The 24,441-nt window shown below is 59.5% G+C and carries 24 protein-coding genes and 1 pseudogene; 19 read left to right on the top strand and 6 right to left on the bottom strand.

Annotation, left to right across the window (positions count from 1 at the left end):
• Positions 1 to 20: 20 nt before the first annotated feature.
• The 7 genes from E2F50_RS13285 to E2F50_RS13255 all read left to right on the top strand — a co-directional run bounded on the left by E2F50_RS13285 (position 21) and on the right by E2F50_RS13255 (position 6,347).
• Positions 21 to 281: an AbrB/MazE/SpoVT family DNA-binding domain-containing protein gene (locus E2F50_RS13285; protein WP_133316649.1), complete on the top strand. Its 261-nt coding sequence runs from the start codon at positions 21 to 23 to the stop codon at positions 279 to 281.
• Positions 281 to 610 (top strand): type II toxin-antitoxin system PemK/MazF family toxin, encoded by a 330-nt coding sequence (locus E2F50_RS13280; RefSeq protein WP_133316648.1) that lies wholly within the window; start codon positions 281 to 283, stop codon positions 608 to 610. Before E2F50_RS13285 ends, E2F50_RS13280 begins: the two co-directional genes overlap by 1 nt.
• Before the next feature lie 64 nt (positions 611 to 674).
• A complete protein-coding gene (locus E2F50_RS13275; protein ID WP_133316647.1) occupies positions 675 to 1,883 on the top strand; it encodes an acetyl-CoA C-acetyltransferase in 1,209 nt (402 codons plus the stop codon).
• 19 nt (positions 1,884 to 1,902) lie between these two features.
• Positions 1,903 to 4,119 carry an FAD-dependent oxidoreductase gene (locus E2F50_RS13270; protein WP_133316646.1) on the top strand — a complete coding sequence of 739 codons (2,217 nt, stop codon included), beginning with the start codon at positions 1,903 to 1,905 and terminating at the stop codon, positions 4,117 to 4,119.
• Between the two features lie 303 nt (positions 4,120 to 4,422).
• On the top strand, positions 4,423 to 4,716 hold the full coding sequence (locus E2F50_RS13265) for a GIY-YIG nuclease family protein (protein WP_133316645.1): 294 nt from the start codon (positions 4,423 to 4,425) through the stop codon (positions 4,714 to 4,716).
• Between the two features lie 250 nt (positions 4,717 to 4,966).
• Complete coding sequence (locus E2F50_RS13260) at positions 4,967 to 5,566, top strand: SOS response-associated peptidase (protein ID WP_133316644.1); 600 nt, start codon at positions 4,967 to 4,969, stop codon at positions 5,564 to 5,566.
• Positions 5,567 to 5,708: 142 nt separating this feature from the next.
• Entirely contained in the window at positions 5,709 to 6,347 is a 639-nt protein-coding gene (locus E2F50_RS13255) for a flavin reductase family protein (RefSeq protein ID WP_133316643.1), read from the top strand.
• A 68-nt stretch (positions 6,348 to 6,415) separates the two neighbouring features.
• On the opposite strand, the gene E2F50_RS13250 is transcribed toward E2F50_RS13255, so the two are convergent.
• Both E2F50_RS13250 and E2F50_RS13245 read right to left on the bottom strand, forming a co-directional pair.
• On the bottom strand, positions 6,416 to 7,654 hold the full coding sequence (locus E2F50_RS13250) for an OpgC family protein (RefSeq protein WP_133316642.1): 1,239 nt from the start codon (positions 7,652 to 7,654) through the stop codon (positions 6,416 to 6,418).
• A 194-nt stretch (positions 7,655 to 7,848) separates the two neighbouring features.
• Entirely contained in the window at positions 7,849 to 11,364 is a 3,516-nt protein-coding gene (locus E2F50_RS13245) for a hybrid sensor histidine kinase/response regulator (protein ID WP_133316641.1), read from the bottom strand.
• 184 nt (positions 11,365 to 11,548) lie between these two features.
• On the opposite strand from E2F50_RS13245, the gene mscL reads away from it, so the two are divergent.
• The 9 genes from mscL (at position 11,549) to E2F50_RS13200 (ending at position 18,644) form a co-directional block, all read left to right on the top strand.
• Entirely contained in the window at positions 11,549 to 11,980 is a 432-nt protein-coding gene (gene mscL, locus E2F50_RS13240; protein ID WP_133316640.1) for a large conductance mechanosensitive channel protein MscL, read from the top strand.
• A gap of 119 nt (positions 11,981 to 12,099) precedes the next feature.
• Entirely contained in the window at positions 12,100 to 13,269 is a 1,170-nt protein-coding gene (locus E2F50_RS13235; protein ID WP_133316639.1) for a pyridoxal phosphate-dependent aminotransferase, read from the top strand.
• Positions 13,270 to 13,418: 149 nt separating this feature from the next.
• Positions 13,419 to 14,453 (top strand): UDP-glucose 4-epimerase GalE, encoded by a 1,035-nt coding sequence (gene galE, locus E2F50_RS13230; protein WP_133316638.1) that lies wholly within the window; start codon positions 13,419 to 13,421, stop codon positions 14,451 to 14,453.
• 112 nt (positions 14,454 to 14,565) lie between these two features.
• Positions 14,566 to 15,405: a polysaccharide deacetylase family protein gene (locus E2F50_RS13225; protein ID WP_133316637.1), complete on the top strand. Its 840-nt coding sequence runs from the start codon at positions 14,566 to 14,568 to the stop codon at positions 15,403 to 15,405.
• A 346-nt stretch (positions 15,406 to 15,751) separates the two neighbouring features.
• Complete coding sequence (locus E2F50_RS13220) at positions 15,752 to 16,123, top strand: hypothetical protein (protein WP_133316636.1); 372 nt, start codon at positions 15,752 to 15,754, stop codon at positions 16,121 to 16,123.
• Between the two features lie 13 nt (positions 16,124 to 16,136).
• Entirely contained in the window at positions 16,137 to 16,619 is a 483-nt protein-coding gene (locus E2F50_RS13215) for a helix-turn-helix domain-containing protein (protein ID WP_133316635.1), read from the top strand.
• A complete protein-coding gene (locus E2F50_RS13210; protein WP_133316634.1) occupies positions 16,616 to 17,089 on the top strand; it encodes a hypothetical protein in 474 nt (157 codons plus the stop codon). Before E2F50_RS13215 ends, E2F50_RS13210 begins: the two co-directional genes overlap by 4 nt.
• 350 nt (positions 17,090 to 17,439) lie before the next feature.
• Positions 17,440 to 18,006: a hypothetical protein gene (locus tag E2F50_RS13205; RefSeq protein ID WP_133316633.1), complete on the top strand. Its 567-nt coding sequence runs from the start codon at positions 17,440 to 17,442 to the stop codon at positions 18,004 to 18,006.
• Positions 18,006 to 18,644, top strand: coding sequence for a hypothetical protein (locus E2F50_RS13200; RefSeq protein ID WP_133316632.1), 639 nt, complete (start codon positions 18,006 to 18,008; stop codon positions 18,642 to 18,644). The genes E2F50_RS13205 and E2F50_RS13200 overlap by 1 nt, the downstream gene beginning before the upstream one ends.
• A 228-nt stretch (positions 18,645 to 18,872) precedes the next feature.
• Here E2F50_RS13200 and E2F50_RS13195 read toward each other — a convergent pair.
• The 4 genes and pseudogenes from E2F50_RS13195 to E2F50_RS13180 all read right to left on the bottom strand — a co-directional run.
• Positions 18,873 to 19,037, bottom strand: a pseudogene (locus E2F50_RS13195) (DUF5131 family protein); the annotation flags it as partial.
• 28 nt (positions 19,038 to 19,065) lie between these two features.
• On the bottom strand, positions 19,066 to 20,220 hold the full coding sequence (locus E2F50_RS13190) for a tyrosine-type recombinase/integrase (RefSeq protein WP_133316630.1): 1,155 nt from the start codon (positions 20,218 to 20,220) through the stop codon (positions 19,066 to 19,068).
• Positions 20,221 to 20,386: 166 nt separating this feature from the next.
• Positions 20,387 to 21,316 (bottom strand): hypothetical protein, encoded by a 930-nt coding sequence (locus tag E2F50_RS13185; protein ID WP_202615455.1) that lies wholly within the window; start codon positions 21,314 to 21,316, stop codon positions 20,387 to 20,389.
• A 10-nt stretch (positions 21,317 to 21,326) separates the two neighbouring features.
• The gene (locus tag E2F50_RS13180; RefSeq protein ID WP_133316629.1) at positions 21,327 to 21,545 is read right to left on the bottom strand and encodes a hypothetical protein; all 219 of its coding nucleotides are present in this window, start codon (positions 21,543 to 21,545) and stop codon (positions 21,327 to 21,329) included.
• A 111-nt stretch (positions 21,546 to 21,656) separates the two neighbouring features.
• Here E2F50_RS13180 and E2F50_RS13175 point away from each other — a divergent pair, with 111 nt between their 5' ends.
• From E2F50_RS13175 to E2F50_RS13165, 3 genes are all read left to right on the top strand, one after another.
• Positions 21,657 to 22,172 carry a hypothetical protein gene (locus tag E2F50_RS13175; RefSeq protein WP_202615454.1) on the top strand — a complete coding sequence of 172 codons (516 nt, stop codon included), beginning with the start codon at positions 21,657 to 21,659 and terminating at the stop codon, positions 22,170 to 22,172.
• Positions 22,173 to 22,308: 136 nt separating this feature from the next.
• The gene (locus E2F50_RS13170) at positions 22,309 to 23,433 is read left to right on the top strand and encodes a phage portal protein (protein ID WP_245515410.1); all 1,125 of its coding nucleotides are present in this window, start codon (positions 22,309 to 22,311) and stop codon (positions 23,431 to 23,433) included.
• Positions 23,434 to 23,487: 54 nt separating this feature from the next.
• Positions 23,488 to 24,435: a head maturation protease, ClpP-related gene (locus E2F50_RS13165; protein ID WP_133316627.1), complete on the top strand. Its 948-nt coding sequence runs from the start codon at positions 23,488 to 23,490 to the stop codon at positions 24,433 to 24,435.
• Positions 24,436 to 24,441: the final 6 nt, after the last annotated feature.

Genomic DNA, 24,441 nt, shown 5'->3' with positions numbered 1-24,441 from the left:
TAACTTTTACGGAGGCAGACATGGCGACGTCGACTTTGCGGAATGTGGGGGGCTCGGTGATCATGACGATCCCGAAGCCGGTCTTGGAAGAGCTTGGCCTTTCAGCCAATGCCAAGCTCGACGTTTCCGTACAGGACGGCAAATTGGTCGCAACGCCGCGCGCTCGACCTCGATACTCTGTCGAGGAGCTTGTAGCGGAGTGGACTCCGTGGCCGGAGCGTACTCCCGAGGAGCAGGAGTGGCTGGACATGCCGTCCGTCGGTAACGAGGTAATAGACTGATGGAGCGAGGCGACATCTGGTTTGTTGATCTGGAACCGACGCGGGGGCGGGAGCAGGCAAAGGCTCGGTATGCGTTAGTTCTTTCGCCACGGATCGTCAATCAGCATGGGACTCAGATCGTCGCGCCGATTACTTCAGGGGGCCATTTTGCGCGAACCGCCGGGTATGCAGTTTCTCTATCCGGAGCGGGGACCCAGGCAACCGGCGTTGTCCTTTGCCACCAGATACGCGCCGTGGACATAAAGGCCCGCGCCGGTCGTTTTGTCGAAAAGGCTCCTGATTTCATCACCGATGACGTCCTGGCGCGCGTTTCGTCGCTGTTTGAGTAGGTAAATTCAGGCGCCGCAGCGCCACCCCCCGAAGAGGGGTCAAGCCAATATGGGAGATGACACCATGACCGAAGTCTTCATTTATGACCACGTGCGCACCCCGCGCGGCCGTGGCAAGAAGGATGGATCGCTGCATGAGGTTCCCTCCGTCCGCCTCGCGGCGAAGACGCTGGAAGCCATCCGCGACCGCAACGGGCTCGACACATCCACCGTCGACGACATCATCATGGGCTGCGTCGATCCGGTCATGGATGCCGGCGCCGTCATCCCCAAGGCCGCCGCCTTCGAGGCCGGCTATTCCAACCGGGCGCCCGGCATGCAGATCTCGCGCTTCTGCGCTTCGGGCCTCGACGCCGTCAACTTCGCGGCCGGCAAGGTCATGGCCGGTTCCGACGATATCGTCATCGCCGGCGGCGTCGAAAGCATGTCGCGCGTCGGCATGGGCATGTCCGGCGGTGCCTGGTACATGGATCCGTCCGTCAACTTCCCGGCCTATTTCATGCCGCAGGGCGTCTCGGCCGACTTGATCGCCACCAAATACGGCTTTTCCCGCGACGACGTCGACACCTATGCCGTCGAAAGCCAGAAGCGCGCTGCCAAGGCCTGGGAAAACGGCTATTTCGATAAGTCGGTTATCCCGGTCAAGGACCAGAACGGCCTGACCATTCTCGACCGCGACGAGCATATGCGCCCGACCACCGACATGCAGTCGCTGGCCTCGCTCAACCCCTCCTTCCAGATGCCGGGCGAGATGGGCGGCTTCGAGGCCGTCGGCATCCAGGCCCATCCGGAAGTCGAGCGCATCACTTATGTCCACCATGCGGGCAATTCGTCGGGCATCGTCGATGGCGCCAGCGTCGTGCTGCTCGGCTCCAAGGATGGCGGCGTGTCGATGGGGTTGAAGCCGCGTGCCCGCATCCGCGCTTTTGCCAATATCGGTTCCGATCCGGCGCTGATGCTGACCGGCCCGGTCGACGTCACGGAAAAGCTGCTGAAGCGTTCCGGCATGAAGATTTCCGACATCGACCTCTTCGAGCTCAACGAAGCCTTTGCCGCCGTGGTGCTGCGCTATTGCCAGGCCTTCGACATTCCCCACGACAAGATCAACGTCAATGGCGGCGCCATCGCCATGGGTCATCCGCTCGGCGCAACCGGCGCGATGATCCTCGGCACCGTGCTCGACGAACTCGAACGCCGTGACCTGAACACGGCGCTGGTCACGCTCTGCATCGGCGCCGGCATGGGCACGGCAACGATCATCGAACGCGTCTGAGATCGGGAGGAGAACCATCATGACCACCTATACCAATTTCACCGTCGAAACCGATGCTGACGGCATTGCCCTCGTCACCTGGGACATGCCCGACAAATCCATGAATGTCTTCACCGTCGAGGTGATGGATGAGCTGGAAGCCATCCTCGCCCAGACGGTCGCCGATGAGGCGGTCAAGGGCGTCGTCTTCACCTCTGGCAAGTCCTCCTTTTCCGGCGGTGCCGATCTCACCATGATCCGCGGCATGTTCTCCATGCTGGCCGAGGAGAAGGCCAGGGATCCGGCCAGCGCTGCCCAGAAACTGTTCGATGTCGCGGGCCGCATGACCTGGCTGTTCCGCAAGATCGAGACGAATGGCAAGCCCTGGGTTTCCGCCATCAACGGCACCTGCATGGGCGGTGCCTTCGAGCTGTCGCTTGCCTGCCACGGCCGCGTCGCTTCCAATTCCAAGTCGGTGAAGATCGCGCTTCCGGAAGTGAAGGTCGGCATTTTCCCCGGCGCCGGCGGCACCCAGCGCGTGTCGCGCCTGGCCAATGCCCAGGACGCCCTGCAGATGATGACCACCGGCTCGTCGCTGACCCCGCAGCGCGCCAAGGCCATGAACCTCCTGCACCAGGTCGTTGAGCCCGCCGAGCTGGTCAATGCCGCCAGGCAGATGATCAAGGACGGCCTGAAGCCTGTCGCTCCCTGGGACGAGAAGGGCTTCAAGGTACCCGGCGGCGGCGTCTGGACGCCGGCGGCAGCCCAGCTTTTCCCAGCAGCACCCGCCATCCTGCGGCGTGAATCGGCCGGCAATTATCCCGGCGCGCTCGCTATCCTCAAATGCGTCTACGAGGGCCTGCAACTGCCCTTCGACACCGCGCTCAAGGTCGAGCAGCGTTATTTCACGCAGATCCTGCAGACCACCGAAGCCTTTTCGATGATCCGCTCGCTGTTCATCTCCATGCAGGAGCTGGGCAAGGGCGCGCGCCGCCCGGCCGGCCAGCCGAAAACCGAGTTCAAGAAGGTGGGCGTCGTCGGCGCCGGCTTCATGGGCGCCTCGATCGCTTATGTGACGGCCGCCGCCGGCATTCCCGTCATCCTGATCGACCGCGACCAGGAAGCTGCGGATAAGGGCAAGGCCCATTCCGAAAAGCTGGTCGCCGAGCAGATCGGCAAAGGCCGGATGACCAAGGAGGACGGAGAAAAGCTCCTGTCGCTGATCACCCCGACAGTCGATTATGCGGCGCTTTCCGATGCGTCATTCGTTGTCGAGGCGGTGTTCGAGGATCGCAATGTCAAGAAGGCGGTTATCGAGGCGGTCGAAGCCGTCATCCCGCAAACCACCATCTTCGCATCCAATACCTCGACCCTGCCGATCACCGGCCTCGCCGAAAATTCCAGGCGTCCGGACCAGTTCATCGGCGTGCATTTCTTTTCGCCGGTGGAAAAGATGATGCTGACCGAGGTCATCCTCGGCAAGCAGTCGGGCGACAGGGCGATTGCCGTGGCGCTGGATTTCGTCGCTGCCATCAAGAAGACGCCGATCGTCGTCAACGACACGCGCGGCTTTTATGTCAACCGCTGCGTCTTCCGCTATATCAACGAAGCCTATGACATGCTGATCGAGGGCGTGCCGCCGGCGATGATTGAGAATGCCGCCAAGATGGCCGGCATGCCGGTCGGCCCGCTGTCGCTCAACGACGAGGTCGCCGTCGATCTGTCCCAGAAGATCATGCGCGCTTCGATCGCCGATCTGGGCGGGGCGTCCGTCAAGCCGCAGCATATGAAGCTGATCGACAAAATGGTCGACGAACTCGACCGGCGCGGCCGCAAGAACGGCAAAGGCTTTTATGATTACCCGGCCAAGCCCGCCAAGAAGTCGCTCTGGCCGGGCTTGAAGGAGCTCTACCCGCAAAAACCCGCTGCCGACGTGGACGTCGCCGTCCTCAAGCAGCGCCTGCTGGTGACGATCGCGCTGGAAGCCGCCCGCACGATGGAAGAAGGCATCGTCACCGATCCGCGCGAAGCCGATGTCGGCTCCATCCTCGGCTTCGGCTTTGCGCCCTATACCGGCGGAACCCTCAGCTATATCGACGGCATGGGCGTGAAGGCCTTCGTGGCGCTGGCGGAAAAGCTGGCGGCCACATATGGCGACCATTTCAAGCCGACACCGCTACTCAAGGAAATGGCGGAAAAGGGCCAGACGTTCTACACACGGTTTGACCCGTATGGTGAGGTGGGGAAGGCGGCTTAGGCTAGCTTCTGAGGTGTCTTTGGGGGATCAAGGAGAAGGGACTCGAACAATGATTGAGCCGCACTCCCTCTCCTTCGTCATTCCTGTGCTTGTCACAGGAATCCAGCAGCGCCTCGTCGGCTGCGCAGAAGACTCTCTTCTAGTCCCTGCGGTGGGTTCTCTCGCCGTGCAGACGCACGGCGGCTGGATCCCGGCTCAAGGCCGGGATGACGGAGGAGAAGGTCGCACTCCTATGTCGTGCCGGAGACACATGCCGCAACGTCAGTCTCTTGTCTTGGCAGCGCGCCGTGGCATCATCCTGATATGCGCAAGGGCTATGTCTACATTCTGGCATCGAGGCGGAACGGCACGCTCTACACTGGCGTGACGAGCGACTTGCCGGGGCGCTTATACGAGCATCAGAACGAGCTCACGCCGGGCTTCACCAGCCGCTACGGCGTAAAAACCCTTGTCTGGTTCGAAGAGCATGATCTGATTGTTGATGCAATCAGGAGGGAGAAGACGATCAAGAAGTGGCCGAGGGCCTGGAAGCTCAACCTGATCGAGACCATGAATCCGGAATGGAGCGACATCGCACACTACCTGCACGGACTTTGACGGAAAGCGCACCCCACTGCCTCTCCTCCGTCATTCCTGTGCTCGTCACAGGAATCCAGCAGCGCCGCGCCGGCGGCGCGATAGACTCTCTTCCAGCCCCGCAAAGGTAATCTCGCCGTGCAGACGCACGGCGGCTGGATTCCGGCTCAAGGCCGGGATGAAAAAGGGGGGGCATGCGTCCTCATCCTTGTGGCGGAAGCAGTTAGTCGACCTCTCCCCCACCCACCCCTCCCGCCCTACATCCTCCCCCATGTGCAATGACTACGAACAACATATCCGCTATGCGGAATACCGTCAGGCGCTGGGGGAGGTGGAGCTCGCTGCTGCCGCGCATCAGGGCGAGGCGGATTTGCCGCAAGCCGACGATATTCGCATCGGCGATCTTGGCCCGGTGATGCGCCTGGACGAAGGCGGTGAGGTCACGCTCTCACCCATGCGTTTCGGATTTCCGGCCCCGCCCGGCAAGAAAGCCGGACCGGTGTTCAACTTCCGCTCCGAGGGCCGCTCGTTTTCGGACAGCCGCCGCTGCCTCATCCCGGCCTCCGCCTTTTTCGAGTTCACCGGCACCAAATATCCGAAGGCCAAGCACCGCTTCACGCTAAACCACGCACCCTTTCTCTGCATTGCCGGGCTTTGGCGCGAGGGCCAGGGCAACCAGCCGCCGGCCTTCACCATGCTCACCACGGCGCCGGGGCCGGATGTGGCGCCCATCCACAACCGCCAGGTGGTCGTGCTGCGCCCGCATGACTGGCCCCACTGGCTCCATCATTCCAGGCCGGAGACCGAACTCCTGCAGCCATTGCCGGCCGGTTCCCTGTCGGTCGAGCAGGTGCGTCCGGCCAGCGATTAAACCCGGGCAATTGAACCAGGTGAAGCGACAGACCGTGCCGCCTTCGGACCGGCACCTGTTGCCAGCCAGTGGCCAAGCCTTTACCCCTTGAGGCTATGCTGCAATGCGGCAAGACATTATGAAAGGGGCAGATGTGACGGACATGAGGGGACAAGCAGAGCCGGCCGGCAGCAGCAAGACGGGCTTCGATTTCACGACGCTGACGGAGCGGGAGCGTTATAAGCTGATGATCGGCACGATCATTCCGCGGCCGATCGCGCTGGTGACCACGGTTGACGAGGAGGGCCGCATCAATGCCGCGCCCTTTTCCTTCTTCAACTGCCTTTCCGCCGATCCGCCCATCCTGGCGCTCGGAGTGGAAAACAATCCCGACATGTCCTTCAAGCATACCGGCCACAATATCCGCATGACAGAAGTGTTCACCGTCAACATCGTGTCCTTTGCGATTGCCGAGGCCATGCATGTCTGTGCCGCCAAATATCCGCAAGGCGTCGACGAATTGCAGCAGGCGGGCCTCACCGCGTTGCCCGGCGTCAAGGTGACCTCACCCTATATTGCCGAGGCGCCTGCCGCCTTCGAATGCCGCCGCCATGTGACGCTGGAGCTTGGCCGGTCGCGGCAGATCATCATGGGGGAGATCGTTTATGCGCATTATCAGCCAGGCGTGGTGGATGACCGGCTGCATGTCGATCCGGCGCGCATCGATGCGATTGCCCGGCTCGGTGGCGATTTCTGCTCGACCATTCGCGACCGCTTCGAAATGGTGACGCCGAAATTGTAAGAGGGAAAAGAAAAGGCGGTGAAAATCCACCGCCTTTGATTCTCGATTGCATGGCCAGGTGATTGGGATCAGCGCACCACCATCTGCTGAGGGCCGGCAGGCTTCGGCTGCGGCGCCTTGGCCGCCTGTGCATTCGCAGGCGCATTGCCGAACAGCTTGTCGCGTTCGCGCCAGAGAGCGGGGACCGACAGAAGACCGACGGCGACGAGGGCAATGGCTGTCTTGGTCAGCTCGTTGAGTTCCGGCGAGCGGCCGTCGAAATAATAAACGAAGTAAACGATGCCGACATGCCAGACATAGACGTAAAGCGAGTGGCGGCCGAGCAGTTGCAGGTAGCGCAGCGAGAAGACCCAAGTGATGGCTGTCGAAATCTTCTGGACCCAGAGCGCCTTGTGCTTGGGGCCTGCAACGATCAGCCAGGTGATCAGCATGGCGACGGCTGCGAAGTTCAGGAGATAGACCGGACCGAAATCGGCACGGATTTCCATTGACGCGAACTTACCGATCATGTGCGGCGGCATCAGTTCGTGGGCGGTGATCAGCCGCAGGGGCAGGAAGAAGGCAACCATCAACAGCGCCATTTTCGGGATGAAGGTATTGTCGGGTGACAGGATGCGGCTCCAGTTGATCTTGCCGGACGAGGTCAGGGCGCCGAGAACCAGGCCGGAATAGAAGACGATCTGCCAGCCGAGCAGGTTGAACGAGACGCGGATACCCTGGTTGTCGGGGCCCATGATCATCTCGTGGAGCGGCGTCGTGACGATCTGCTGCAGGCCGAGCTGTCCCGCCATCCACAGAACTAGCGAGCCGGCCAGCACGTAATGCCATTTGTCGTCGAGAACGAGCTTCACCAGCATGGGCGCAAACAGCATGTAGACGATATACTGCGGCAGGATGTCCATGAAGGTCGGCTGGTAAAGGAAGGTGGCTATGGCGGCCAAACGCAGCGGGTCGTCGAAGGTCGTGTAGCCGAGCCAGTTGAACCAGATGGAATAGGCGCCCGGCAGCAGCATCTGGGCGGCCAGCACAACCAGAACGATGCCCATGGCATAACGATAAAGTTCGAACGCCCGGCTGTAGATCGCCGAGCGGCCGGCGGCATAGCCGCTCTTCATCATCTTGCGGGCATAGACCATGCCGATCATCAGGCCGGACAGAAACACGAAGCCCTGGGCGTCCTCGACAAAGGCCAGCTGGTTGTGGTTGATTTTGACGAGCAGATAGCCACCGGCGAAGATGAGGTGGTTCAGGACCATGAACACGAGGAAATAGCCCCGCATTCCGTCAATGATTTCAAAGCGTTTCATCGGCTGCTCTCTCCGTCTGCCGGTCCCGGAAGCTGCCGCCGCTCGGTCCCTGTAAGGCCTCTGCGGGCCAGGATTCAGGCGCTTAACGCAGCAAAAAGCCGGAGGGTTCCCGGCTAATACGCCGAAGCCCACTTCCGGCGTAAACTGTCCGTGATGACGCGCAGGCAACGCTTGAGGTAGGAGATCTGCGGCAACTATTCGGCAGCGATGCGCTTGACGCCTGCAACCTGTGTGAGATGCGCCCGCAGGGCGGCGGGGCGCAGCGGCTTGTGCTGGACGCCGATATCGTGCCGCTCCGCCTCCGCCCGCACTTCGGGGCTTCGGTCGGCAGTCACGAGGAGGGCGGGGATTTCAACTCCATAGGCCGCCCGCAGTTCGAGTATGGCGTCGATGCCGGTGCCGTCGCCGAGATGGTAGTCGCCGATGATGATATCGGGCGGCGGCTCGCGATTGGCGATCATCTGTTCAAGCGCGGTCAGCGAGCCCGCTTGCCCGACCGTACAGCCCCAGCCGGTCAGAAGCAGCGCCATGCCTTCGAGGATCTGCGGCTCGTTGTCGATGCACAGCACGCGCAGCCCGCTGAGCGGCTGCGAACGCCGGCGCCTTTGCGGGCCGTCGGCCCGTCCGAGCGGCTTCTGGACGGTGCGGTCTCGCGGCATGTCGACACGGAATATCGTGCCGCGCCCCGGCAGCGACTGGAGCTCGACCGGATGCTCGAGAACCTTCGAAATCCGGTCGACGATGGAAAGGCCGAGGCCGAGGCCGGCCGCCGTCCTTGCGCCCTCGTCGAGCCTTGCAAATTCCTTGAAGACGGTGCGGAACTTGGAGGACGGAATGCCGATGCCGGAATCGAAGACTTCGATCACCACCCGGCTGCCGCGCCGCCTGGCGCCGACCAGGACCTTGCCGCTGATCGTATATTTGATGGCATTGGACACCAGGTTCTGGATCAGCCGGCGCAGCAGGTTGACGTCCGAATGAACGCGCAGGGAGGTCGGCATCACCACGAATTTGAGGTTCTTCTCGCGTGCCATCGGCGCGTAATCGGTTTCGATGCGCTTCAGCAGATCGTCCAGCGCCACGGAAGCGATACGCGGCTGCATGGCGCCGGTATCGAGACGGGAAATATCGAGAACCGCACCGAGAATGGCTTCCACCGATTCCAGCGCCGAATCGACATTGCGCACGAGACCGGCATTCGGATCCGCATTCCCCATACGTTCAACGAGCGCGGAAGAATACAGGCGGGCGGCGTTGAGCGGCTGCAGGATGTCATGGCCGGCGGCTGCAAAGAATCGGGTCTTGCTGAGATTGGCCTCATCGGCCGCTGCGCGGGCTTCGGCCAGCGCATGGTTGACGCGCATCAACTCCCCGGTGCGCTCACCGACGCGCTGCTCCAGCGTTTCATTGGCCTGTTTCAGCGCCTTGTCCGCCGCTACCCGATCCGAGATATCGGTGAATGTGGCGACGATGCCCTGGTCCGGCATGGCATTAGAGCGGACTTCGATGATCCGGCTGCCTTGTTGCAGCACAAGCGAGAAGGGGGCATCGAGCGTCTTGAACTGCTGGATCACGGCCGCCTGTCCGCCCACTGCAATATCACCGCGTTCGGCGAGGATGGCGAGCATGTCCGCAAGCGGAAAGCCGACCTGTCCTACATGTTCGGGCAGATCGAGCAAATGGCGGAAGCGGCGGTTCCAGATTGTCAGCCGTTCGGAGTTGTCGAAGACGGCAATGCCCTGATCCATCTGCGACAGCGCCGTTTGCAGCATGTCCTGATTATATTGCAGCGCCTCGCTGGCCTGATCGAGGAGCCAGGCCGTATCGGCGCTGGCATCTTCGGCCTTCTGAAGAATGAGCGACAACACCAGGCGGGCGGAGGATGAGCCGATGGCGCTTCCCAGAAGCTGCTCGGCAAAATGCACCATGGCCATATCGGCAGGCTGTTCGTCGCTGAACCGCCGTCCGGCGGTCTTCTCGTAATTGGAAAAGGAGCGCTGCATCCGCTCCTCCCCGAGGTAGCGGGCGATCGCGGTCTTCAGGTCGCCGACGCTGACGCGGGTTTTCCAGCCGCGGGTGGCAAATTGCGACCGCAGCTGCCGCTTGACGAAAATGCCCGCCTGCAGCCTTTCCAGAGGCCGCGGATTGCGTGACAGCGAGCCAAGCACGAAGGCGAGCGTATTGAGGGTGAGGCTGAAGATCGTCGCGTTGACGAGCGGGTCCGTTTCGGGCCCGGCAAATATTGTCGTGCCGGGAAAGACGAAATTGAGCACGGCTGCCGCAACATAGGAATTGTCAGGACCGCCGAGGCTTGGAAGGAAAAGCAGGTACGCCCAGACCAGGAAGCCGAAGGACATGCCGAGGATGGCGCCGCGCGCATTGGCGCGCCGCCAAACCAGGCCGCCGAAAAGCGCTGGGGCAACCTGCGCTATGGCGGCGAATGCCAAGAGCCCGATGGAAGCCAGGCCGGACTGGCTGTCGGCCATGCGGTAATAGCCGTAGCCGAGCAGCAGCACGGCGAAGATCGACATCCGGCGGATGTTCAACAGGCTGTGGGTGAAGTCACTCCGCTGCCCGAACCGGGTCGTCATCAGCTTCTGGCGCAGGAAGATCGGGATGATGATGTCGTTGGAGACCATGATCGACAGGGCGACGGATTCGACGATGACCATGGCCGTGGCGGCCGAAAACCCGCCAATGAAGGTAATCAGCGTCACCACCGGCTGTTGCCCGACAAGCGGCAGCGTCAGGACATAAAGATCCGCATCGCCTGTGCCGCCGAAGGTAATCAAACCGGCAATGGCGACGGGAAGGACGAATATGTTGATGGCGATGAGGTAAAGCGGCAGGAGGAGGCCCGCGACCTTTCTTTCGCGCGCCGTGCGATTCTCCACGACGGTGACGTGGAACTGGCGCGGCAGCATGACGATGGCAAAGGCGGAAAGCAGGATCAGCGTGAGCCAGCGGCTGAGCGGCGTTTCGTAGGACAGCGCCGACGTCACCAGCGGGCTTTCAGAAGCCTTCGTAACGAGATCGGCCGGCCCGTCGAAGAAGATGAAGAGAACCGACAGGCCGACTGTGGCGAAGGCGATGAGCTTGACGACCGATTCCATCGCCACGGCAAGAATGAGCCCGTCCTGATGTTCGGTGGCATCCGTATGGCGCGTGCCGAACATCACAGCAAAACAGGCCATCAGCAGGGTCACGATCAGCGCCAGGTCTACGAAGTAGAGATTGCCGCTGCCGATCCCGTAGTCGGAGGGGTTGACCATGGCGGCGACGGAACTAGACACCGCCTTCAGCTGAAGCGCGATATAAGGAATGGCACCGACCAGCGCGATCAGTGCGACAATCATGGCGACGGTAGAATTCTTGCCATAGCGCGCCGCCACGAGATCGGCCGCCGAAGTGATCTTTTCCGCCTTGGCAAGATCGACGATGCGGCGGATCACCGGCATGCCGAGGGTGAAGGCCAGGATGGGTCCGATATAGATGCCGGTAAATTCCAGCCCTCGCTGTGAGGCCAAACCCACGCCGCCGAAATAGGTCCATGAGGTGCAGTATACGGCAAGGCTCAGGGCATAGACGATCGGACGTCCGGCCTTCGGCACGCCGAAGATCCGGCTTCGCCTGTCGCCATAACTTGCCACTACAAACAGCAACAGGACATACCCGAAGGCAGAAACGAAAATGATCCAGCCTGGAAGCATTGCTCCTCCCCGCAAACAATGCGGCACGGCGACACTAGGGGAAAAGCGGCGGCTTGGAAATCGCTGGCGCTATCAGCAAAAGGTTCAATATCCTTACGACTTCAGCTATCGATCCGGCCTTTCCAGATGAGCAAGCTGCGCTAATATTGTTCCAATCCGGATCCAATCATGTGGAAGGCTTTTCATGTCCGTTATCGGTGAGTTCCGCTCCTTCATCGCCAAAGGAAACGTCATCGACCTTGCAGTCGGGATCATCATCGGCGGCGCCTTTACCGGAATCGTCAATTCGCTGGTAAAGGATATCGTCATGCCGGTCGTCGGGGCCATCACCGGCGGCGGTTTCGATTTCTCGGACTATTTCATTCCCCTGTCGAGCGCTGTGACCGCTCCGACCCTTGCGCAGGCTCGCGAGCAGGGTGCGGTCTTCGCATATGGGAGTTTCATCACCGTCTTCATCAATTTCGTGATCCTCGCCTTCATCATTTTCCTGATGGTCAAGGGCGTCAACAAGCTCCGCAGCATGGAGGAAAAGAAGCCGCCGGAAGCAAAGCCAGCTCCGCCCCCGGCCGACATCCAGTTGCTGAGCGAAATCCGCGACATCCTCAAGACGAGATAGCGGTGCGAGCAAGGCACAAGAAGCTCATCGATCAAGGAAATCGATGTGCGTCTCACGGAATGTCATGGGATCTTCCGCTGTTTTTGGGCTAAACAGGGGCAGCACAACAGGAAATTTCCATGTCGATCCTCGCCAGCCTCAGCCCCCGCGCCATTTCCGCTCCTGAAAGCGGAATTGTTGAAGTGATCAACTATGCTCGCGGTCGCAAAGGGCTCATTCCCCTTTGGGCCGGCGAGGGGGACCTGCCGAGCCCGGATTTTGTTAACCGGGCCGCAACGGAGGCATTGCTGGGTGGGGAAACCTTCTATACCTGGCAGCGCGGCATTCCCGAACTAAGGCAGGCTCTTTCGGATTATTACGCCCGCCACTTCTCGGTGTCGCTCTCCCAGGAGCATTTCTATGTAACCGGCTCCGGCATGCACGCCATCATGCTTGCGGTGCAGGCGGTCACGTCTCCGGGCGACGAAATGGTCTACCTGTCGCCCACCTGGCCCAACATCGTTTCGGCAATCGAGATATCGGGCGCTCACGCCATTGGCCTGCCGCTCGAATTCACCGGCGGCCGCTGGGCGCTCGACATCGGCAAGCTGGAAGCGGTCATCACGCCGAAGACCAAGGCGCTGTTCATCAATACGCCGTCCAACCCGACCGGCTGGACAGCCACGCTTGACGACCTCAGGAGCATATTGGCGCTGACGCGCAAGCACGGCATCTGGATCGTCGCCGACGAGATCTATGCCCGCTACTATTACGGGGAAGGCATTCGTGCTCCCTCCTTCCTGGATGTCATGGAGGAAGGCGACCGCGTCATCTTCGCAAATTCCTTCTCGAAGAACTGGTCAATGACCGGCTGGCGCGTCGGCTGGCTTGTCGCTCCGCCGGAAATCGGCCAGGTGATCGAGAACCTGATCCAGTATTCCAATTCCGGTGTCGCCCAATTCATGCAGCGCGGCGCCGTGACCGCCCTAAACGATGGGGATGAGTTCGTAGAAGCAAATATCGACCGTGCCCGCAAATCGCGTGACATACTATGCGACGCATTGATCGCCACCAACCGTGTGCAGACGCTGAAGCCGGATGGCGCGCTCTACGCCTTCCTGAAGGTGGATGGCGTGACCGACAGCCGGCGCGCGGCGCTGGATATCGTCGACAAGATCGGCGTCGCCCTGGCTCCCGGCTCTGCCTTTGGTCCGGGCGGCGAGCTCTTCCTGCGGGCCTGCTTCCTGCGCGATCCGAAGCAGATGGAGGAGGCCGCAGAGCGGCTGGCCGGCTATATCACCCGCCTATGAGGTGCCGGTTGGCTAAAATTTGACTGATCTTGTCAGCGCGCCCTTAGCTGTATTTGCCGATATACTTCGTCGTCGCTTTCCAAGGTAAGCAATGATGAAGATCGCCTGTGTTTCCCTGCGCACAACAACAAGCGCAGGGAAGTATCGATATGGCGGTTCTCGTCACCGGGGGTGCAGGTTATATTGGTAGCCACATGGCATGGGCTCTGCTCGATGCCGGCGAGGATGTCGTGGTCCTCGATCGTCTGTCGACGGGGTTTCGCTGGGCGGTGCCGACGGAAGCAAAATTCTATCTCGGCGATGTCGGCGACCCGATTGCCCTGAAACAAGTCTTTGCCGAAAACCGTATCGACGCCATCCTGCATTTTGCAGGCTCCATCGTCGTGCCCCAGTCCGTGGCCCGACCGCTCGACTATTATGAAAACAACACCGGCAATACACGCTTTCTGGCGGCGGCCGCCGTCGACGCCGGCATCCGCCATTTCGTTTTTTCGTCCACCGCCGCCGTCTATGGCGAGCAGAAGGACGAAACTCCGGTCCTGGAAACGGCGCCGCTTTGCCCCAAAAATCCTTATGGCCAATCGAAGCTGATGTCGGAGCTGATGCTGCGGGATGCGGCCGCGGCCTATGACTTCCGCTTCGTGGCCCTGCGGTATTTCAACGTCGCCGGTGCCGATCCGCTTGGTCGGACCGGACTTTCCACGGAAGGCGCCACGCATCTGCTCAAGATCGCCTGCGAAGCAGCGCTGGGCAAGCGCCGCGGCGTCGATGTCTACGGCACCGACTACCCCACCGCCGACGGCACGGGCATCCGCGACTATATCCACGTGAGCGATCTGGTCGACGCGCATTTGCGGGCCTTGAGCTACCTGCGGCGTGGCGGCGAGCCGCTGATCGCCAATTGCGGCTATGGACAGGGCTATTCCGTGCTCGAAGTGCTGGAAGCGGTGAAAAGGATCGGCGGCCGCAAATTCGATATTCGCTATGGACCGCGCAGGCCGGGTGACGCCGCAAGCGTCGTCGCGAATTCCACGCTGGCCAGGCGTCTGCTCGAATGGACGCCCCGCCACGACGATCTCGACCTGATTGTCGATACGGCGATCCGCTGGGAAAAGGGGCTGGCGGCGCGCAAGGCGGAAGACTTGAAATCGCTTCAGACCCGTTTGGCTTCGGTCCGCTTCTAGCTGCAGCGCTCTAGCCAACATGTTATTGCAAGGCGGCAGTGTTGGTGGACGCATGGCGCCGTGCAGCCTCTGACGCTAAAGCAGGCGTGTCTTTGCACTCGACGAGTATTTCATGCGCTGCGCCCTTGCCGTTTTCGGCCTGTTGACCTTATCGCCGTTTGCGGTTGCCGCCGAGGCCGCCGCTGACATCCATGGCACGCCCGCGGCGCCTGTCGCCGATGCGGGCTCCGCGCCGTCGCCCAAGCGGCCGTCACAGCCGCAGAAGCTGGTCGAGCCGCATTTGCATGTTTCCCGCTCCGGCAATGCCAAGGCGCCGCGGATCGCGCTGACCTTCGATGCCTGCATGGGCAAGGCCGACGAGCGCATCCTGACGACCCTGGTGCACGAAAGCGTGCCGGCGACCATCTTCGTCACTGCGCGGTGGCTGCGCAGCAATCCGCAGGCGGTGGCAATCTTCCTGCAAAATCCGGATCTGTTCGAGGTGGAAAATCACGGCGAAAACCATGTTCCCGCTGTGGATCTGCCGGTGGCAATCTATGGCATTGCTGCGGCGGGATCGCCGGAAGCTGTCGGCCGGGAAGTGGCGCGGGGAGCCGAGGCCATGCTGGCTGCGGGCCTGCCGGCGCCCCGGTGGTTCCGCGGCGCCACGGCGAGGTACGACCTGTCGGCCATCCATGAAATCCGCGCTATGGGCTACAGGATCGCCGGCTATTCGTTGAATGGCGACGACGGCTCCCTGCTGGGAGCACAGGCGACGGAAAGACGCATAGCTTCGGCCAAGGACGGCGATGTGGTGATTTCCCACATCAACCAGCCGAGCCACGCAGCCGGCGAGGGCATTGCCCGTGCCATTCTGGCTTTGAAGGCGAGAGGCGTCGAGTTCGTGAAGCTCGCCGATGCGAATGCAGCCGGGGACGACGATACGACCAACGAGCGATCTCCGGCGCTGTAGGGCGATTGCAAAGTCATCGCGGCAGCCGAAGAAAACCGGCACTCGGTTTCAAGCAAAATGATGAGGAAATGGTGCTGCTAGAGAGATTTGAACTCTCGGCCTCTCCCTTACCAAGGATGAAGGTAGGAGAATGTAAGCTTCAGATAGACCTGACGTTTCCAAATAAACATTTCGTCTCTGCTCTGATTATGCACGAGATGGATTTGCAATAATGCAATTTCGTCCTTAGTTATATGCCGATCCAAATTACGATTCTTCCGCCGTACTCCCGCATGCAATCGACGAAGTTCCTTGATTCACCCATTGTCAAGGATTAAGTTATAACTTAAGGCTCCGGCTGGATTGAATGACCGATCTAATAAAAGTTTGCTCCGGCAGAAAGTTCGACGTCATGATGACGGGGCAGGTTGAACGGCATCTCAAGAAAGCTGACCGGCAGCAACTCGCACGTTGTCAAAAGTGGATGCAAAAGTTTTGCGATGACGGGTTTGAATTTCTCACAAATGAACAACTCAAATTTGAAGGAAAGTTTTCCACGGGTGACAAACGTGGGACCCAGCTTTCTGTTTACGCCTTCAAAGCGTGGCAGTTGCGCGCGTATGGATGCGTCATCGGGAACCGCTTTGTAGTCACCGAGGTTGATATCGCGAAAAAACAAAACGAAGCCGACCGCGACAAGCTAGAGGCTGCCGCTCGTAAAATGGCAGATTATATTTGACTGGAGGTCATGAATGAAATTTGGTCCTTCCAATGCCGAAGAGGCGCTGGTCTTCGCAACTGAGGAACTGAAAGCCGATACACAATATGAAATCCTCCGTGCGCTTGCCAATGCTGGCATGTCCCAGGCGGACCTTGCTCGCAAGCTGGGTGTGAGCCAGGCTTGGGTGTCGCAGGCATTGAGCGACGATGCAAACCTGACCATTGATACGATTGCAAAGATTTTTCTTGGGCTTGGCCTTCAGTGCCACTTTTCGTCGCAGTCTGTTCAGCCCCACTACGCTCAAGCTGGCATGGCGGTGAAGCTGGACGAAAGCGCATGGACCCGTCCGGCAATGGATTCTGTGTCGGCAGTCGCACGTAGTGCCGATCGTGAAACGACTACTGCAATGCTAATGCGCGCGATCAATTCCAGCTGCAGGGATCGGCGACCAGTAATGATGCAGAACGACAATGGCGGTAAGCCTGCGCCTCGGCAGCCGCGCGTGGCGGCATGACCCAGGACGAAGAAGTCAAGGACACTGCACCTGAAGTGGCGGATGACGTCGTCGAGTATAACGGCTTGGTGCGTGACGCTGAGTTGATCGATATACGCCTCGTTGATTTTAAGTTCAACGTGAAGCCACAATACTTTTCGGCGCTGAGAGATGAGGCTGAAGGGAAAAAGAGGCTCGTGAGGGGGTTTGAGGGCTTCATGAGCGACCTCTTCCACGAAGCTGAGGTCGGTACTCTGGGCGGTCAGTTCGATTGGGTAACCGAGGTGAAGGTCGCCAAAAAGCGGCTCCTAAAGATAGAAGCCAGGTACTTGGTCGTTTATGGCAACGTTCCGGAAGTTTCTGACGAAGCCAAGGAGCGTTATATTCAGCGGGTCGGTAAATTCGCCACGTACCCTTACTTCCGCTCGCTGGTTTCCCAAATCTCGTGGGAGGCCAAGGCGGAATTGCCCATCATGCCTGTCCTCAAGTAAACGGTTGGCCGCTCTGCATGGCGCCGGCATTAAGCCGGCGACTGTTCCTCTAACTCGACTGATCCTTCTGCCGCAGGAAGAACCCTCGAGATTGAACGTAGCTACGCCTCGAGCCGTTTTGTGGCTGACGCTGCAGCTTCGTGAACAGGCGCCTGGACCAACAAAAAAGGATCTTACCGCCAATCGAAGGCGTCATGCTGGCCCTACACCGGAAGTGTATAGATCGCCTGAGAATGGGATACTGGGGAAGATGCGTGTAGTGGCGGCTCAATCGTCCACAGCGGGACCAAGGCAGCAGTGGTGCGGTTAGATCTATTGAAAGCGGCAGTTATTTATGCAATTGTGGTGTGATGACGACGGATGCAGCAGTCTCTCCCGGAAGTGATGAATTGGATCTGAAGTATGGTCCCTGCTTAGAGGCTGGACGCCCCATTCTCGCGCAGGAGTATCATTGTCGTCCTGCCAGCTTACAGATGTTGAGCAACGAGACTGCGGGCGAAATTAAGCAGTACTTAGCTACCGCTACAAATGGCCTCCTCATTCCTGGCGCCATTCATAGGGTGCATCCGATCCTATGGCTAATCGATTTTGTTGGCCATGTGTGGTTTGCTGTTGAAGAAGTGATCAATGAAGATAGCGACTTCATCTACACGATGGGCCGCGGGACGGAATTGCCTAAGGGTCACTATAAGCTGGGTCATCCGTCGCTCCTGATGTCTACCACAGACAAGCGCGCCAGGATCGGCGGAGAAATCAAGTTCCACGCACCGACATCTACTTGGAGGATCTCCAATCGATCAGGTAGGTATGGGATGAGGGATCATCAAGTCGAAGCGCATCTCTTAGCTGCAGCAGAACTTTTCGCTCAGTATCAAATCCATTTAGTTCCCAGCTTCTGGCCACTGAAAGCATCCTAATGATCCCTATGTGGAACCTTGAGCCCGATGATATGCCTGCTTTGAAAGCAAGCTTAACGAATGAGGCGAATAGGAAGACTTTCCTCCAAGCAGTTCGGAGGTTTCTAGAAAGTGTTAAGTTAGATGGCGGCGCAGACAGCGATCTCATCTACACCACCGGGTTGCTACTGGCACATGCTGCGGTATGGGAGGACATACCGGCAGAAGCTCTAGCAAGAGAGCTAAGCGGCCATGTCGCGCCTGGAGCTTTGAGCATATTCTTGGATTCCGCTGATATCGCCTACAAATTAAAAGCGTTACACCAATTGTCGTCGACTAGAAGAGAGGGGCAGGGCGCCAAAGGGGCAAACGAGCAAGTCCCATTGGTTTTGAGTAGATATGGTTCAGGTGCCGAGAATGTAGCGGTAGGTTATAAGGCGCGTCTTGACAAGGCGGTTGCAGAAGACGAGGCAAGGTCAGCTCGCGTCCGGCAGCTTATGTTTAAGTTCAGGCACCATACTAGAGGATTTAAGGGGAAAATCAAAAAAGCGATCCTGAAGGACGGGACCGCCGTGATAATTGTGGACGGAAAAACTTTTGTAGAGCTTCGACAAGCAACGGAGCAGCCTGTCCCCCCTAAAATAGGACGTTTTAAATGACCGGCGCAGTCTCCATGTTGCCGGCTCTTTAAGAATTACGTCTAATCACATCGGGGTGCAGATCAAGAGCAGAATGGCATATAGAGCCGGTTATACTTTTCTGCGCATGGGTTCTATACGATCAACTCGATGCTCAGGTCGCAACTAAAATCGCTACTGATAGAGCCGATGTACCCTCAACAGGTCCAGGTGCCAAATTACGGCTTATTGCCGCTATATCATCCCCAGCCCGTCACGTTTCCGCGTGAGTCCCAGGTATATCTCCATGCAGATGGGATCTAGGCGAGCCGCCACTCGTATAGCATAGCAGTTAGTGCAGCCGGCGCTCATGATGGTGCAGCTGGCGACAGTGTTCCAAGTTGCGTCGGTCCACTCGAAGGATGTGTCTGCCATGGCCTGTCCTTCCAGTTCGCGGATGCCACTACGCCTTGAGGCGTTCACGTGGCTGGCGTTGCTGTTTAGTAAGGAGGCGGCGAGACCAGTAGATGGGATCCTCCCACCAGTCGAAGGCCCGCCAACTCGGCGGTACTGGAAGTGTATTGATCGCCTCGATCAGCGGCTTCTGTGGAACATGCGTATAGTGTCGGCTCATATCGTCCGCGGCGTGTCCTAGGATCTGGTCTTTTATATGAGGGTGAATCCCATTGACAACCAGTTGCGTTGAGACGGTGTGACGCGCGGTATAAGGCGATATATCCCTGATGATCACGCCACATTTTGCCAGTCGGCGACGGGCGCCACTGATAGAGCTTGCGATCTGGCCGCCAAATTCCTCTGTCGGTGGATATGGTTCGCCTTTGTGCGACCGGAAGATTATGCCTCCACGTGCAACTAGAGCCGTCAGCAGCGGGACCAGCAGATCATGCACTGGGACACCTCGGGGCTCGCCTGTCTTGGATTTGTCGAGCGTGATCCACCTCGCATCGATGTTCACTTCCTCAGCTTCCAAAGTGAAGAGCTCAATGGGCCGCATCCCAGTATAGAATAGCGCGGTCATGATTTGGGCGGTGGCGGGTGTCATCGCCGCGACAAACGTAGCAGCTCGCTCATAGCTCACAGGTTTGCTACCTGCTCGCTCCTGTTTCAGTGTTGCAACGTTAGTGCCCTTGGGCTTGCGTGGCCGGCGCCATTGACGAGGATCCGCCCATTGGTTGACCACGGCGTTGTTCCACACCGCGATGAAGGGTGTGTAGCACTGGCGGTTCTTTGTCTCGGCCGATGCTGTCGGGAAGAGGATCCGCGCCGCCCGGTCCAGATCTTCCTGCCCCAAATCCTTCAGAAACTTGCCACGGAAGTGCGCGGCAATTCCAGAAATCTTGCCTTTCGGAGAAACCTTGATCAGGAACCGAGAGGATCCGCCTGCAGCAATATAGGCGTCAGCTGCCTCTTCGAATGTGATGAGCGCTTTCTTTCCGTGGACGCTTTCAGCGAGGAGCCTGCCTTCGGTCTGGACGCGGATTTGATCCGCGATTTTCCGGTCGCATGTGCCAGTAGATTCGAAAATGCTTTGTCCGCGGACAGTGCCCCTGACGTACCAGTTGTCGGAGCCTTTCCGTTGGGTGAGCTTGAGGGGCATCGCTGAATTTCCCAGATGGCGCGCAGGTCTTCATCACTGAACAAGTAGTTCCGGCCTGAGAGAGTGCACAGGCCGTGCGATTTCGCAATCTTTGCGACGGTGCGCTTATTGATCCTCAGATGAGCGGCGGCTTCGTCGAGCGTATGGATGTTGCCGATCGGTCCGCTCATACCCCCAGCTCCCTCGTTTGCGGTGGTGGCGCGGCCTTATTGCTTTCCGGCGCTGCCAGCGGCATGATATGCGCTGTCGAGGTAGCGATGTGAGAACAATGAGAAAGTGGCTGTTCCGCATGATTGGCTTGGTTTTCTTCGCCGCCGCCGCGCTTCAGTACGTCAGTTACAACATGCCTCGTCCCGACGGTTCCGATCCCGGAGTTCTGGCTCTCGTCTACGGATGGGCATGGACGGTACTTATCGCTTTCCCTGGCGTGATGCTTTTCGCCTTCAGCACTCGACGCTGAGTTCGCGGCTGTCGGTTCGACGGCGGGGGTGCTGGTCAGTTCAGCATACCGGGCAAGGAACGCCTCCGCTGCCTGCTCTGGCGTCCATGGCGTGATGTGGAAATCATAAGGCTCGATGTCGGTCAGAGACCATTTCTCACCGCGCCACAGCAGCAGATCGCGCCGTTCTGTTGCCAGCATCCGGATATCGTGATGCTTCAGCGCGACGAGGTCGGTCATGGTTATGCCGAACCTTTGGAGAATTGCCGCCTCGCACCGTTTCTCGATCGCCTTGAACGAAGGGTTCAAGGATTTGAGCGGAGCTGTCATGTCGCCACAAACGGCTTCCCCTGCCTCGTGCATCAGAGCCTGCAACTGAAGCTCCGGAGGCACCATCAGGCTCATCAGAACGCAATGCTGTGCCACCGAATAGAAGACGCGGCGCTGCAGGAGGCGGCTGTAGCATTGGCCGGCGCAGCGACCTTCGAAGGCGAGACCGTAGGCGATATCCTCGATCGTGATCTCGCTGCTCTCTGGATCTTCGAAATCGAAGTAGGTTCCGGAGCCAAGTAGGATCGTTGGCCCGATCGCCTTACGGATCACGCTCGCGCGCATGTTTTCGATGACTGCTTCGTCGTGGGTGACAGAATTTGTCATGCTCGCGTCCTCAAAATTGATCGTCGGGAACATCTGGCTCACCGCAATGCGAGCAAGGCAGAACGTAAGTCGGCCTTTTGCAGAATGGGCAGGTAGCGGGCGGGCGCTGGATGGCGCCGTGGATCGCCCGCACCTCGTCATCGCCGGGAGCGCGGTTGAGCGACAGAAAGACGACACGGTCGTTTTCGGGGTCACGGCCGATACCATTGGCTCGGAGCTGATCAACCATTGTCAGGCCTCCAGGCAAAAGGTTGCGGGATAGGCTCACCATCCTTCAGCGGCTCGCCATCTTCGCCGACGTAGCTTTCACGCTCGGGACCGAGCGTGGGCGCACGAGGACGTGTTCCAGCGCCGTCAGGAAATCGCTCCACGTCTTCGCCAGTTTGAAGAGGAAGGCGACCTGGTCGTCTGCAAGGAAGTAGACGACGACGTGAAGGAAATCGCAGACATCTGCGAACGCATTCATGCTTCGGGGCTTCTGCCAGAGCGCGCCGGGATCGGTCTCGACTCTTACGGTATAGCAACATTGCTTGATGTCTTGGCAGAGCGCGGCCTTGAAGGCGATCTCACTCTTGCCGTCGGCCAGGGGTGGAAGTTGCAGTCGGCAATCACGACGCTGCCGCGCAAGCTCAAAGATCGGACAATGGTCCACTGCGGTCAGCCGATTATGGCGTGGGCTGCGGGAAACGCGAAAACCGAGCTTCGAGGCTCAAACTATCTGGTCACCAAACAAGCGGCGGGCGCTTCGAAAATCGACCCGCTCATGGCGCTCTTCAACGCCGCCATGCTGATGTTTCTCAACCCGGAAGCCTCCGGCCGCTCCGTCTACGAGACCCGCGGAATAAGGATGATCTGACCCGATGGGCATCATGGATTTGTTTCGCGGCAAGGCGCCGGCCACCTCATCAGCCGGCCGCGCAGAAGTCATGGCGTCCGGCGCAGGCTATGTTTCGCTCGATGATCCGCGACTGATCGAATTCCTTCGGGACGGCATGATGACGGCGACCGGGTTCACCGTGAACCCGGAAACGGCGCTCCGCAACCCATCGATGTTTCGAGCCTGCAGCCTGATCTCCAACTCGATCGGCATGCTGCCCCTGCATCTCATCGTGCAGGAGACAAAGGAGAAGGCCAAGGATCATCCGCTTTACCGGGTGCTACACCGTCGCCCGAATAGCTTTCAGAGCGCGTTCGATTTCCGCGCCTCAATGCAGATGCGTGCGCTAGTGCACAAGAACAGCTTCGCGCTGATCCTGCGCTCGACGAGCATCCGGACGGGCAAGCGGACGGTGTCTGGCTTGGTGCCGCTCGATGCGCGGAAAATGTCGGTCAGCCTCAACGCCAGCTGGCGCATGGAATACCTCTATGAGCCGAGCAATGGGCCAAAGGTTCGATATCGGGCGGAAGACATCTTCCACCTCCGGGGTGCATCTATTGACGGCCTGAACGGCTTTTCGCTGATCGAACAGGCAAAGGAGGCCATCGGCCTTGCACTGAGTGCCGAGCTTGCTGCCGGCCGCATGTTCAAGAACGGCACGCTCGTTGGCGGTGCGCTATCGCATAAGGGGACCTTGTCAGATCCGGCGTTTGAGCGGCTTAAGGCGAGTTTGGCTGAGAAAGAGGGCGCGGAGAACGCGGGTAAGAATCTCATTCTCGAAGAGGGGATGGAGTGGAAGCCCTACGGTTCGAATGCAAAAGACTCGCAGATGACGGAGCTGCGCAAACTTCAAATTGAGGAAATCGCTCGCGTTTCAGGTGTGCCTCGGCCGCTGCTGATGGTGGATGAGACCAGCTGGGGGTCCGGCATCGAGGCTCTTGGCCAGTTCTTCGTCGCCTATGCCCTGAACCCATGGTTTGAAGCGTGGCAGCAGGCCGTGGAGCGATGTCTCCTCGACGATGACGAGGTCGATATCTACGAGGCCAAGTTTAATCCGGGCGCGCTCTTGCGCGGCTCCCTAAAAGACCAGGCCGACTATTTGTCGAAGGCGCTTGGTTCTGGCGGGCACCAGCCTTGGATTCACTACGACGAGGCACGCGACACCATGGACCTTCCTGAGCGCGAAATGCCGCCGAATCCGATGATGCAGCATAACGGCGGGCCGCCCCTCCAAGATTGACCCGCTTTCAGCGCTCAGCTGAAACCGAAGCCGCACCGAAACAGGATAATGATCATGAGCAACAAGCCGCTTCCCAAGCCGGTAAAGCCGGCTGCTGTCCAGCTGGCCGCATCCTCAATCCGTAAGCCGCCGCGTGGCGCCCTCATCAAGCCGCAGGCAAAGACGCGCCCAGGCGCATTGCCGCTTCCTGCGAACCGGGATGTTGCTGCCTTCACCAAGCCCTCAGTGTTCGATCGCTGGTCGGCCGATGCTGCGGGTGTTCGAGCGCTAGAACCTGGCGACAACGTCATCACGATGTTCGATGTCGTTGGCGAGGATTACTGGTCGGGCGGTGGCATCACGGCGAAGCGCGTTGCATCGCAGCTGCGGGCCATCGGCCCGAAGCCTGTCGAGGTCCAGATCAACAGCCCTGGTGGCGACATGTTCGAGGGCATCGCGGTTTACAACGTATTGCGGGAACATCCGCAGCCGATCACGGTCAAGGTCATGGGCATGGCCGCTTCGGCCGCTTCGATCATCGCCATGGCCGGAGACCAGATCCAAGTCGGAGCCGCGTCTTTCCTGATGATCCACAACTGCTGGGTCATGGCGATGGGGAACCGTCACGACATGAAGGAGACGGCCGAATGGCTGGAGCCCTTTGACCAGGCCATGGTCGAGGTCTATGCGGCGAGATCTGGCCAGGATCCCAAGCAGATTGCAAAATGGATGGATGCCGAGACGTTCATGTCTGGCTCCATCGCCGTTGATCGAGGCTTTGCCGACGCTCTCCTGCCGGCTGATACAATGACGGTCGACGAGAACGCGAAAGCGCAGGATCTCGACCTCAACGAAATTCGGGCGATGGAGCTTTCCCTCGTCTCGGCAGGCATGACGCGCAACGATGCGCGCGCCCGCCTCAACAAGATCAAGGGTACGCCTGGCGCTGCCTTTGAAGCCACGCCCGGCGCTGGCGCTGATTGGTCGGGATTGTCCGGCCTCCTTTCCACGCTTCGTTCCTGAGAGGAC

Origin of the sequence: Rhizobium deserti, assembly GCF_004358025.1 — a bacterium.
GTDB lineage: Bacteria > Pseudomonadota > Alphaproteobacteria > Rhizobiales > Rhizobiaceae > Neorhizobium > Neorhizobium deserti.
Note: the sequence above shows the minus strand (reverse complement) of the source record. Positions and strands in the feature narration are given on the sequence as shown.